At 72.1% G+C, this 12,223-nt stretch carries 9 protein-coding genes; 5 read left to right on the top strand and 4 right to left on the bottom strand.

Annotated features, from left to right (window positions below; genetic code table 11):
- Window positions 1-59 precede the first annotated feature (59 nt).
- Both ACFYPG_RS27580 and ACFYPG_RS27575 read left to right on the top strand, forming a co-directional pair.
- Window positions 60-1,514 carry a PLP-dependent aminotransferase family protein gene (locus ACFYPG_RS27580; RefSeq protein ID WP_387354330.1) on the top strand — a complete coding sequence of 485 codons (1,455 nt, stop codon included), beginning with the start codon at window positions 60-62 and terminating at the stop codon, window positions 1,512-1,514.
- Between the two features lie 48 nt (window positions 1,515-1,562).
- Complete coding sequence (locus ACFYPG_RS27575; RefSeq protein ID WP_387354329.1) at window positions 1,563-2,906, top strand: low temperature requirement protein A; 1,344 nt, start codon at window positions 1,563-1,565, stop codon at window positions 2,904-2,906.
- 45 nt (window positions 2,907-2,951) lie between these two features.
- Here ACFYPG_RS27575 and ACFYPG_RS27570 read toward each other — a convergent pair whose 3' ends face one another.
- From ACFYPG_RS27570 to ACFYPG_RS27560, 3 genes are all read right to left on the bottom strand, one after another.
- Window positions 2,952-4,778, bottom strand: a complete 1,827-nt coding sequence (locus tag ACFYPG_RS27570; protein ID WP_387354328.1) for an AMP-dependent synthetase/ligase — start codon at window positions 4,776-4,778, stop codon at window positions 2,952-2,954.
- Between the two features lie 137 nt (window positions 4,779-4,915).
- Window positions 4,916-5,863: a terpene synthase gene (locus ACFYPG_RS27565; protein ID WP_387354327.1), complete on the bottom strand. Its 948-nt coding sequence runs from the start codon at window positions 5,861-5,863 to the stop codon at window positions 4,916-4,918.
- Between the two features lie 127 nt (window positions 5,864-5,990).
- The gene (locus tag ACFYPG_RS27560; RefSeq protein WP_355007645.1) at window positions 5,991-6,620 is read right to left on the bottom strand and encodes a TIGR03085 family metal-binding protein; all 630 of its coding nucleotides are present in this window, start codon (window positions 6,618-6,620) and stop codon (window positions 5,991-5,993) included.
- Between the two features lie 172 nt (window positions 6,621-6,792).
- On the opposite strand from ACFYPG_RS27560, the gene ACFYPG_RS27555 reads away from it, so the two are divergent.
- The 3 genes from ACFYPG_RS27555 to ACFYPG_RS27545 all read left to right on the top strand — a co-directional run bounded on the left by ACFYPG_RS27555 (window position 6,793) and on the right by ACFYPG_RS27545 (window position 11,406).
- Entirely contained in the window at window positions 6,793-8,676 is a 1,884-nt protein-coding gene (locus ACFYPG_RS27555; RefSeq protein WP_387354326.1) for an ABC transporter ATP-binding protein, read from the top strand.
- A 132-nt stretch (window positions 8,677-8,808) separates the two neighbouring features.
- Window positions 8,809-10,572 (top strand): ABC transporter ATP-binding protein, encoded by a 1,764-nt coding sequence (locus tag ACFYPG_RS27550; protein ID WP_387354415.1) that lies wholly within the window; start codon window positions 8,809-8,811, stop codon window positions 10,570-10,572.
- 84 nt (window positions 10,573-10,656) lie between these two features.
- Window positions 10,657-11,406: a DUF2470 domain-containing protein gene (locus tag ACFYPG_RS27545; protein ID WP_355007643.1), complete on the top strand. Its 750-nt coding sequence runs from the start codon at window positions 10,657-10,659 to the stop codon at window positions 11,404-11,406.
- A gap of 161 nt (window positions 11,407-11,567) precedes the next feature.
- On the opposite strand, the gene ACFYPG_RS27540 is transcribed toward ACFYPG_RS27545, so the two are convergent.
- Window positions 11,568-12,164, bottom strand: a complete 597-nt coding sequence (locus ACFYPG_RS27540; protein ID WP_387354325.1) for a TetR family transcriptional regulator — start codon at window positions 12,162-12,164, stop codon at window positions 11,568-11,570.
- Window positions 12,165-12,223: the final 59 nt, after the last annotated feature.

The following is a 12,223-nucleotide window of genomic DNA, read 5'->3' as shown; positions in this document are numbered from 1 at the left end:
GCGTGCCACCCTAGGTGCCAATCCTCGTCGAGGAAGAAGCCAATATTCGAGGAGTGGCTATGACCGGGCAGGTGCGCGGCGTCCAATTGGCCCGTCTGCTCGGGCAGTGGCATGCCCTGCCGGGCCGCCGCCGCAGCCCCGACTACGCCGCGCTGGCCGGCTCGGTGCGCGGGCTCCTCGCCGACGGCCGGCTGCCGCTGGGCGTCCGCCTCCCGGCCGAACGGGAGCTGGCCGAGGCGCTGCGGATCAGCCGGACCACGGTGACCGCCGCCTACCGGCAGCTACGCGAGACCGGGCACCTGGCCAGCCGGCGGGGCGCCGGCAGTTGGACGATGCTGCCCGGCAACCACCGGGTGGCCAGCACCGGCCTGTGGACCCCGCTGGACGACCGGGAGATGCTCGACCTCGGTGTCGCCGCGCTGGCCGCACCGCCGCAACTGCTCTCGGCCGCGCGAGCCGCAGCCGAGGACCTGCCCCGCTACCTGAGCGGGGCCGGTTACCACCCGACCGGCGTCATCGAGCTGCGCGAGGCGGTGGCCGACGCGTACACCGCGCGAGGTCTGCCCACCTCGGCCGACCAGATCATGGTCACCAGCGGCACCCAGCACGCACTGGATCTGGTGCTGCGGCTCGCCCTGACCCCGGGCGGCACCGTGCTGGTCGAGTCCCCGACCTACCCCAACGCCCTCGCCGCCCTGGCCGGCCGTCGGGCTCGGATCAGCACCCACGGGCTGGCCGCCGACGCCGGCTGGGAACCCGACCTGCTGCTGGGCAGTCTCCGACAGACCCGGCCCAAGCTGGCCTACCTGATTCCCGAGTTCCAGAACCCGACGGGTCACCTGATGCCCGCCTCACTGCGCGAGCGCGTGGTGGCCGCCGCGCACGCGGTCGGCACCGATTTGATCATCGACGAGTCCTTCGTGGACCTGTCGATGGACGGCACCGAGGTGCCACCCCCGGTCGCCACCTACGACCGGCACAGCCGGGTGATCAGCATCGGCGGGATGAGCAAGCCCTACTGGGGTGGCCTGCGGATCGGCTGGGTGCGCGCGTCCGCGCCGCAGGTGCAGCGGCTGGCCGCCGTGCGGGTCGGGGTCGACATGGCCAGCCCGGTGTTGGACCAACTGGTCGCGGTGCACCTGCTCGCTCACGCCGAGGCCATCGTCGCCGACCGTCGCGTCCAGTTGGCCGTCCAGCGGGACGCCCTGCTCGGCGCGCTGGCGCAGCAACTGCCGGAGTGGCGGGTCACAGTGCCGCGGGGTGGCGTGACGCTGTGGGCCGAGTTGGATGGCCCGGTCTCGAGCGCGTTGGCCCGGGCCGCGGAGGAGGTCGGCGTACGGCTGGCCCCCGGCCCCCGGTTCGGCCTGGACGGCACCATGGAGCGGTTCCTGCGGCTGCCGTTCACCCTGCCCGCGGCGGACCTGGTGGAGGCCGTGGGGCGGATCGCGGCGGTGCGTTACGACCTGGACCGTACCGGCCGCCAGCGGTGGCGGGAGCCCGCCGTCATCGCCTGAGCCAGCGCCGAACCGCCAGCGGCATCCGCCGGCACCATTATGCCGGGAATGCGTCATCCGCCCCAGCTCGGCTGTCAGACTCCCCTGGTGGGCCAGGACAGCGGGACACGCGGGGTCCGCCGCAGTGCGCCGGGCTCGCGGGCGACCCCGCTGGAACTCTTCTACGACCTGGTCTTCGTCTTCGCGTTCCTGCACGTCACCACGGTGGCCTCCGCCAATCCGACCGCCCGTGGCCTGGTCCAGTGCCTGGTGCTGCTGGCCCTGCTCTGGTGGTGCTGGTCCGGGTTCGCCCTGCTGGGCAACCTGATCCGTACCGACCAGGGGATCGTCCCGGCGGTCGGTTTCGTCACCATCGCCGCCGCCTTCGTGCTGGCGCTGAGTCTGCCGAAGGCGTTCGTCGACCGTCCCGGTGGGCTGTTCGGTCCGCTGGTCTTCGCGACCTGCTACTTCCTCGTCCGGGTGAGCGAGAGTGTGATCTTCCTGTGGATCGGCCGCCGGAACCGCGACGTGCGTCGACGCTGGCAGCTGCTCGCCCTGCCGGCGGTGGTGGCCACGGCCCTCATCGTGGCCGCCGGGCTGCTGCCGCAGCGGCTCTTCGACGGAACAGCCGAGTCGGTGGCCCGCCTGCTGTGCTGGCTCGCGGCCCTCGGCGTGGAGTACGGGGCCGGCCTCGCGCTGCGGGGCACCGGGTGGACAGTGCTCTCCGCCGGGCACTGGGCGGAGCGGCACGGTCAGATCGTCCTGGTCGCCCTCGGCGAGGCCATCATCGCGCTCGGGTTCAGCCCCGGCGAGATCCCCGGTCTGCCGCTGACCTGGCCGGTGCTGTTCGCCGCGGTGCTCGGCATCGCGGTGGCCGCGGCGATGTGGTGGGCGTACTTCGACACCCTGGCGCTCGGGATGGAACAGACCCTGCACCGCACCCGCGACCCGGACGCGCGCGCCATCCTGGCCCGGAACGCCTACAGCTACCTGCACCTGCCGGTCATCGCCGGCGTCATCCTGTTCGCGCTCGGGCTCAAGGGGCTGATCCACGAAGGCGCCGATCCCACCACACCGAGCTGGGGCGTTCCGCTGCCGAGCTTCGACCTGCTGGCGCTCTACGGTGGGGTCGCGCTCTACCTGCTCGCGCTCATCGTGCTCGGCCGGCGGATGCTCGGCGCCCCCCGCTGGCCCACGATCGGCGGGATCCTGCTGCTGATTGTGCTGGTGCCGGCTGCCGGGTCGCTACCCGAGCTGATCGCCTTGGCCATGGTGGCCCTCGCCACGGCGGTGGCGGTCGCGGCGCAGACGGTTGTCGACTCCCGGCGCCGGGCCGGGGTTCGGCAGACGGCGTTCGAGGAGCAGCTCGCCGCGGAGGAGGAGCACACGAGGTGGCGGGGCCACCACCTGTGAGGGCCCCGTGCCGGCGGGCAGCCGGGCACGGGACCCTCGGTCGGCTCACAGCTCGGCGAGCGTGCCCGCGTACATCTTGTCGATCTCGGTGGCGAAGTTGCTCTCCACCCCACGCCGCTTGATCTTCAACGACGGGGTGATCTCGCCGTCCTCGATCGTCAGGTCGCGCGGGAGGATGGCCACCTTCTTGATCGTCTCCCAGCGGTTGAGCTTGGAGTTCAGCTGGGCGACGTACTCCTCGACCATCGTCTGGGCCTCAGCCGACGTGACGATCTCGGTGTAGCTGCGCCCCTCCAGCGGGCCGCCGGCGACCCAGCCCCGGATGGCGTCCGGGTCCAAGGTGACGAGCATCGTGCAGAAGTTGCGGGCCTGACCCACGACGACCGCCTGCGAGGTGTACGGGCAGATGGCCTTGAACATGCCCTCAATGTGCGACGGTGCGATGTACTTGCCGCCCGAGGTCTTGACCAGGTCCTTCTTGCGGTCGGTGATGCGGAGGTAGCCCTGCTCGTCCAGGGTGCCGATGTCACCGGTACGGAAGAAGCCGTCCTCGGTGAACGAGGCGGCGGTCTCCTCCGGCAGGTTGTGGTAGCCGCGCATCACCGGCCGACCCCGCACCAGGATCTCCCCGTCGGTGTCGATCTTGCACTCCAGGTCGCCCATGGCCCGGCCCACGGTGCCGATCCGCAGCCCGGCCGGCGGGTTGACGAAGTTGCCCGCGCTGGTCTCGGTCAGGCCGTAGCCCTCGGAGATCGGCAGGTTCGCGGCGGCGAAGAAGGTGGCGATCTCCGGGCTGAGCGGCGCGGCACCGGACACCAGCACCCGCATCCGGCCGCCCAGACGGGCCTGGAGCTTGCTGAACACCAGCTTCTCGGCCAGCCCGTATCGCACCTTCAACCCGGCCGGCACCGGCTTGCCGGCCTGCTCCAGGGCGATCTTCTCCTTGCCGACGCCGACGGCCCAGCCGAAGATCTTCGCCTTCGCGCCGCCGGCGCCCTGCGCGGTGGTCACTGCCTTGTTGTAGACCTTCTCGAACACCCGGGGAGCGCCGCACATCAGCGTCGGGCGGATGACCGAGAGAAGCTCGACCAGCTTGTCCACCCGCCCGTCGACGTAGGTGGGCAGGCCGACGTGGATGGCGCCGCAGAGCAGGGTCTTGCCGAACGAGTGGGCCAGCGGCAGCCACAGGTACTGCAGGTCGTCGTCGCGCAGCAGCCCGACCTCCGCCTGCGCCACCGCCTCCCAGCACCAGCCGCCGTGCAGCAGCTCGACGCCCTTGGGCTGGCCGGTGGTGCCGGAGGTGTAGATCAAGGTGGCCAGGTGGTCCGGGCCGATGCCGGCCACCAGCATGTCGATCAGCTCCGGCTCGGCGGCCAGCGCCTGGGTGCCGCGCTCCTCCAGGTCGGCGAGCGTCAGCTGCGCGACAGCGGCGTCCGGGTCGACGGCGCCGTCGAGAAGCACCACGTGGGTGAGCGCGGGCAGGGTCGCCCCGGCGATCTTCGCCGCCTGGGCCGGGTTCTCCGCGAACAGCACCTTCGAACCGGAGTCGGCGATGATGTACGTCGCGTCGGCCGGCTCGGTGGTCGGGTAGACGGTGGTGGTCGCGCCGCCGGCACACATGATGCCGAGGTCGGCGATCACCCACTCCAGCCGGGTGTTGGCGAGGATCGCGACCGGGTCCTCCTGGCCGACGCCCAGGCCGTGCAGGCCGGCGGCGACCGCCTTGGCGCGCTGACCGACCTGAGCCCAGGTCAGCCAGACAGGCCCCGAGTCGTCGGGGTTCGGGGACGCGAACGCGTGCCGGTCGGGGGTGGCCGCCACACGCTTGAGGAACATGTCCGGGATGGAGCGGTACGGTACATCGAGAGCCATCGCTGTAGCCGCCTTCGGGGGTGGTGGCGTGACGGTCGTCACGTCATGATGGTTACCGAACAGTATTGCCTGTCACCGTGCATCGGCTAGCCCTGGTGATCGTCCGGCCGGCCCATCTCACCAACCGGTACGGCCGATCAGGCGTACCGGGCAGCCACCACTGACCAGTCGTAGGTGGCCCGGACCCAGTTGCGCCGGGCGGCCAGGGCGTCGCGGATCCCGTCGTCGTCGGTGGTCCGCAGCGCCTCCTCCGCGTCCAGGTACGTCGCCAAGCCCTGGTTGAACCGGTCTGCCGCACTCCGGAGCGCCGTCACCTCGTCCGCGTCGCTGTCCTGGGCGAGCACCGTGACGAGGTTGTGCGCGTCCGGGTCGGCCTGGCTCTCCTTGCCGTAGGAGAAGAGGTCGTTGCACCAGCAGACCAGGTCCACCGCCAGCAGGTCCAGGGCAACCAGCCCCGGGTTGGCGCGCTGGGTCGGCCCGGTGGGCCGCGTCGACGCCAGGTCGGTCAGGGTGAGGCAGGGATGCACGCCCCCGATGTGCCGGCGTAGCTGCACGTACTCCGCCACCTCGGGTACCCGCCGACGCTCCCGGTTGCCAGCCTCCCAGAGCAGCGCCAACAGGTACTCGCGCATCTGGCTGACGAACCGCAGCAGCAGCCCGGCGTGATCGTGCAGTCGGGTCCGGCGGCAGAGGTCGTGCAGCGCGTCACCCAGTGGCCCGACGGCGGGCGGTGCGACATACGGGTCACCGCACCGGTCCAGCACGTCGAGCAGTGTGCTGATCGCCGGGCCCAGTCGGACCGGGTCGGCACCGAGGCCGTCCTCGTCGCAGGCGTCGTCCATGACGAAGAGCCAACTGATCAGGTCAGTGAGCAGCCGCAGGCCCTCCACCGAGCCGTCCAGGCAGGCGCGGCCGGCAAGTCCCGCGGCGTCGGCCCGTTCCAGGCGGTGCGCCCGTTGGCTGGAATCGACCAGCCCGAACGTGCGCGCCCAGTCGATACTCTCGCCCGCTACCTGGTCGGTGGCCTCGTGGCGTCCCGTGGGAAACGGGGGTTCCCGCAGCGCCGAGATCGCGAAGTCCCGCACAGTGAGCCCCCACTCCGTGCCGCCCGGCGCGGAGCGGCGCGGTGAAGCGTACGGGAGGAGGTATCTGCATGTATCGCTGGGTGTGGGAAATTCCACAGCCGTTTGGTGACCGTTTACGTACAGGCAGTCACATTCCCAGGTCGGCGGCCCGCAGTCGCCGAGCCGCCTCCGCCGAACCGTTCAGCTGGACCCGGGCCACCCGTTGCCGGCCGGAGAAGAACAGCACCAGTTCGGCCGGGGGGCCGACCAGGCGCAGTGGCTCCCCACCGCGACCGAGGGAGACCTCGCCGTGGCCGGGCGCCTGCACGTAGAGGTCCGCCGGAAAGCGCCGCAGTGCCAGCCGGGCCATCGGGGCCGCGCGTTTCCAGAGGGCGCCCTGCAGGCCGGTGGACAGATCGCGCGGCTGCCACCCGGAGCCGGCACGCCGGACGTCCTCGTGATGGATGAAGAACTCCATCGTGTTGGCCACCTCGTCGGTCAGCGGGTTGCTGACCGGGCTCCACAGCGGCGGTCGGCGCACCTGTGCCACCAGTTCGGGGTAGGGCCGTGCGGCGAGTCGCCGACGGACCCGCTCGGAATAGCCCCGTAGCGGCGGCAGCACGATCCCACCCGCCGCGTCCGGACGGCGCTCCCGCAGCACCAGATGCGCGGCGAGGTCGCGGGTCGCCCAGCCCTCGTTGACAGTAGGGGCGTCCGGCCCGAGGGCCAGTAGAAGATCGGCCAGCGCCTCGCGCTCGGCTCGGGCGTACCGCGGCATGGCCCGATCGTAGGCCCGGTGGTCCGTCGGCGCGCGGCGGCCGACGCCGGTCGGCACCTGCGGCACGCCGCCGCCCGGTACGTGATGGTCGACATATGCAGTCAGGGTCGGCGGCACTGGCCCCGAGCGGTAAGGATGAGGGAGATAATTGCGGCTTACGGCGGGGGAGAGCGTGGCGAGCAAGACAAGTCGGGACGTTCTCAGTCGAGGGCTGGGCGTCCTGCGGCAGGCGATCCGTGAGCAGCCGCGGATCTTTTCGGTGGCGGTCGTCGGCAGCGTGCTCTTCGGCGGGATGATCATTGTCAGCGCCCGGGTCGTCGGGTCGGTCATCGGTGAGGTGGCGCTTCCGGCCATCGAACGTGGCGAGGTGGGCGCCGGCACCCTGGCGCTGGCCGCGGCCGCGTTGTTCGGGATCAGCGTGCTGCGGGTGGCGGGCATCGTCGGCCGCCGGCTCGGCGCCGGCTACATGCAGTACCGCCTCCAGGCCTCCTACCGCCGCAGGGTGACCCGTCGGTACCTGGAGCTGCCGCTGTCCTGGCACCACCGCAACTCCACCGGCACCCTGCTGTCCAACGCCAACTCCGACGTGGAGGCGGCCTGGTACCCGATCGCGCCGCTGCCGTTCGCCGTCGGCACGTTGGTGATGCTGGTCGGCGCGATCGTGTCGCTCTTCGCCACCGACTGGGCGCTCGCCCTGGTCGGGCTCGCGGTCTTCCCCGCCCTGTTCGCGCTCAACGTCGTCTACTCCCGTCGGATGGCCCCCCGGCAGGCCCGGGCGCAGCGCCTGCGCGCCGAGGTCAGCGGCATCGCCCACGAGAGCTTCGACGGTGCCCTGGTGGTCAAGACGATGGGCCGCGAGGCCCAGGAGACCGCCCGGTTCGCGGGCCGCGCCGGCGAGCTGCGCGACTCGCTGATCGCGGTCGGTCGGCTGCGCGGCATCTTCGACCCGCTGCTGGAGACGCTGCCCAGCCTCGGCACCCTGGCCGTACTGGTGGTCGGGGCGTTCCGGTTGCGCCAGGGCGCGATCAGCGTGACCGAGCTGGTCAGCGTGGCTTTCCTCTTCACCGTGCTGGCCTTCCCGGTGCGGGCCATCGGTTGGGTGCTGGCCGAGCTGCCGCGCAGCGTCGCCGGCTGGGACCGGGTGCGCCGGGTGCTCGACGCCACCGGCGAGATGCCGTACGGGCAGCGGGTGCTCGACCCGGACGGCGCCGGCCCGGCCACCCTCACCTTCACCGACGTGCACTACTCCTACCCGCCGGCCGAAGCGCACCCGCCCGGCGCGCAGGTCCTCGGCGAGGTCGGCTTCACGGTGCCGTCCGGTCGGACGGTGGCCCTGGTGGGGCCGACCGGCGCCGGCAAGTCCACCATCACCTCGCTGGCGGTGCGCCTCGTCGACCCGGACTCCGGCACGGTGAGCCTGGACGGCGTGGACGTGCGCGAGCTGACCTCCGCGTCGTTGGCCGGCACTGTGGCCCTGGTCGCCCAGGTGCCCTTCATCTTCGACGACACGGTCCGCGCCAACATCGCCCTCGACCGGCCCGGTGTCGACGACGAGGTGGTCTGGGCGGCGCTGCGGCTGGCCGAGGCGGACGGTTTCGTCGCCGCGCTGCCCGACGGTCTGGACACCATGGTCGGCGAGCGGGGCACCTCGCTTTCCGGCGGTCAGCGGCAGCGGCTCACCCTGGCCCGCGCGCTGGCCGGTCGACCGCGCCTGCTGGTGCTCGACGACGCGACGAGCGCTGTCGACCCCCGAGTGGAGGCGGCCATCCTGGCGGGGCTGCGGTCCTCGACCACGCAGACAGGCGTTCCCGCCGCGTCGATCCTGGTGGTGGCGTACCGCCGGGCCACCATTGCGCTCGCCGACGAGGTCATCTACGTGGAGCAGGGACGGGTGGTCGCCCGGGGCACCCACAGCGACTTATTGGCCACCGTGCCCGGCTACGTCGACCTGGTCACCGCCTACGAGCAGGCCGAGGTGGAGCGGGCACAGGAGAGTTCCTACGGCGACGACGTGGCGCCGCTGCCGTCGGGCCTGGAGATCGAGGTGGACCGGTGAGCGCGAGGAGTGCAGCGAAGCGGAGCCCCGCAGTCGCGAACGGAAGGCGTGCCCGGTGAGCGCGAGGAGTGCAGCGAAGCGGAGCCCCGCAGTCGCGAACGAAAGGCGTGCCCGGTGACGGCGAAAGGCGAGATGGACGACGCCCGGCAGGAGACGACCTGGCAGACGCTGCGTCGGGGCCTGGCGCTCTCCCCGGAGCTACGGATCGGTCTGGCCGGCACGTTGGCCCTGGCGTTGGTCTACATGGTGGGTCGGGTCGCCGTGCCGGTCGCCGTGCAGCAGGGCATCGACCGGGGCCTGGTCGGTGGTCTGAATCTGAACGTGGTGTGGACGGTGGTGGCCGTCACCGCGGCGATCCTGACGGTCACCACGATCTGCGGCTACCTGATGATGCGCCGGCTGTTCACCGTCAGCGAGACGGCGCTGGCCAACGTCCGGACGCGCGCGTTCCGCCACGTGCACGACCTGTCGATGTTGCACCAGCAGTCGGAGCGACGCGGTTCGCTGGTCTCGCGGGTCACCAGCGACGTGGACCAGATCACCCAGTTCCTCCAGTGGGGCGGGGTGATCCTGCTGGTCAACCTCGGTCAGCTGGTGGTCACCACAGCCGTCATGCTGGCGTACTCCTGGCAGTTGACACTTGTGGTGCTGGCCGCGTTCCTGCCGGCGGTGTTCGTCATCCGGCAGTTGCAACGTCGCCTCGGCGGCGCGTACGCGACGGTGCGTCAACGCACCGGGACGTTGCTCGGCGCGATCGGCGAGAGCGTGGTGGGCGCGCCGGTGATCCGGGCGTACGGGATCGCCGGGCGCACCGAGCGGCGGCTGGACGAGGCGATCGACAGCCAGCGGCTGGCCCAGCAGCGGGCGATCCGGATCAGCATCGTGGGCAGCTCGGTCGGGGAGTTGGCGGCAGGGTTGGCGCTGGCCGGCGTGGTGGTGCTCGGCGTGCTGTTGGGGGTGGACGGCACGCTGTCGATCGGCCAGCTGACGGCGTTCCTCTTCCTGGTGACGCTCTTCATCCAGCCGGTGCAGATCGCCACCGAGGTGCTCAACGAGGCGCAGAACGCGATCGCCGGGTGGCGTCGGGTGCTGGACGTGCTGGATGTCGCGCCGGACGTGGCCGACCCGGGGGAGCAGGGGCGGGAGCTGCCGGGCGGGCCGTTGGACATCCGGTTCGCCGGTGTGCGGTTCGCCTATCCGGGTGGTCCGCCGGTGCTGCACGACATCGATTTGGAGATCCCGGCGAAGAGTCGGGTGGCGGTGGTCGGTGAGACGGGCAGCGGCAAGACCACGTTCGCCAAGTTGCTGACCCGGCTGATGGACCCGTCGGCCGGGGCGGTGCTGCTGTCCGGGGTGCCGCTGACCGACGTCCGGTTCGGCTCGCTGCGCTCCCGCGTGGTGATGGTGCCGCAGGACGGGTTCCTCTTCGACGCGACGGTGGGGAACAATGTCCGGTTCGCCCGTCCGGAGTTGACCGACGAGCAGTTGAGCGCCGCCTTCACCGAGCTGGGCCTGTCGGACTGGCTGGAGGGTCTGCCGGCGGGCCTGGACACCCCGGTCGGGGAGCGCGGCGAGGCGCTCAGCGTCGGGGAGCGGCAGCTTGTCGCGTTGGCCCGTGCGTACGTGGCCGACCCGGACCTGCTGGTGCTCGACGAGGCGACCAGCGCGGTGGACCCGGCGACCGAGGTGCGGTTGCAACGCACGCTGGACGCGGTCACCCGGGGTCGGACCACTCTCGCCATCGCGCACCGGCTCTCCACGGCGCAGGCCGCCGACGAGGTGATCGTGGTGGACCGGGGTCGGGTGGTGCAGCGCGGCCCGCACGACGAGCTTGTTCGCGACGCCGACTCGGTGTACGGCCTGCTCTACGCCTCCTGGCTGGAGCAGACCCGGTGAGGTGCGGCGGTGTGGTGGACGCGGGCGGGCGGGTGCTCTAGGCTCCGGGTTAGGTAAGCCTAACCTTCGAAGGAGGTCGCCCCCATGCGGCCCAACTCCGCCGAGATCGTCCGTACCCTCGTCGCCGGCCGCCTGCCCGGCCTCGTGCACCTGGCCCACCGGCCGGGCCCGCACCACGCCCGGCACGTCACCGACTCGGACGGGCGGGTGCTGCTGCTGGTGCCGGTGACCAGCCACCTGGCCGCCGCCCTGCAACCGGCCGCCGGGGGCAGCGACGTCGCTGTCGTGCTCGACGTGCTCGACCTGCCGCCCGCCGCCGGTGCGCCCGGCCTGGGTCGCGCCTGGGTGTCCGGCTGGGCGGCCGAGCTGCGCGGCGACGAGGCCCGCCACGCGGCGGTCGAGTTCGCCGCGGTCGAGCCGACCGGCGACCTGCTCGACCTGGGCACCCGGTTCCGGCTGTTCCGCTTCGAGGTGGTCGAGGTCCGCTGGGAGCGGGCCGGCGTCGTGCACCGGATCGACCCGGTGGAGTACGCCGAGGCCGAGCCGGATCCGGTGCATCCGGTCGAGGCCCGGCTGCTCGCCGACCTCGCCGAGTGCCACGGCGCCCAGGTGACGGAGTACCTGCGCCAGCAGCTCGGGTTGACCGAGCAGACCCCGGACGGGCCGCCCCGGGTGGTGCGCATCGACCGCTACGGGCTGGTGGTGGCCCTCGGCCGACCCGGCGCCCGGCGTCGGGTCCGGCTGGCCTTCCCGGGCCCGGTGACCGACCCGGCCGACCTGCCACAGCTGCTGCCACCGCTACAACCAACCGCCGACGCCCGCCCCCCGCACTAACCGCCCCGCGCCCCGCCCAAGCCCCGCCGCGCCCCCGCCCCGCCCCAGGCCCGCGTCGATCTTGCAATTCTGGTTGCTGTTACGCGTGGTGTGTCCCTTTGGTCGGGGCAGAAAGTGCAAGATCGCGCGGGGCGTTCGAGGTTGAGCGGGGCGTTGGCGGGTCAGGTTGGCAGCGGGCCGGTGAGGTAGCGCTGGATCGTGGGGCCGATCGCGGCCACCAGGGTTTCCGGGTCCGCGGAGGCGACCGGCTCAAGGCGCACCACGTGCCGCATCATGGCCAGGCCGATCATCTGGGTGGCCACCAGGGAACTCCGCAGCGGTAGCTCGACCGGGTCGACGTCGAGGTTTTCCAGCACCCGGCGCAGCACCTGGGTGGTGACGAACTCGCGCAGCAGCCGAGCGGTCCACTCGTTGCTCACCGCGGAGCGCAGCAGCGCCTGTGCGGCGCTGCCGGCCGGGGAGTCCCAGACGCCGAGGAAGATGCGCACCATCCGCTCACCGACGCCGTCCCGGTCGCCGGCGAGCACCCTCGGCACCAGTTGACCGGGGTCGACCGGAAAGTTCATCGCGGCAAGGAAAAGCTGGTCCTTGCTGCCGAAGTAGTGGTGCACGAGCGCCGGGTCGACCTGCGCCGTGCCGGCGATGCCCCGGATCGAGGCGGCGTCGTAACCACGTTCGGCGAACGCCGTCCGCGCCGCGTCGAGAATCGCCTCCCGGGTGCCCGGGTTGCCGGGTCGCCGGCCGGTCCGCCGCGTCATCGCCGCCCTTCGTTCGTCCGCCTCGGCCCGTCGTGCCGGCCCGGCCCACGCCGGGGTCG

Origin of the sequence: Micromonospora sp. NPDC005553 (genome assembly GCF_042871765.1) — a bacterium.
Taxonomy (GTDB): Bacteria; Actinomycetota; Actinomycetes; order Mycobacteriales; family Micromonosporaceae; genus Micromonospora.
The sequence above is the reverse complement of the archived record's forward strand: the minus strand, read 5'-3'. Positions and strand labels throughout refer to the sequence as shown.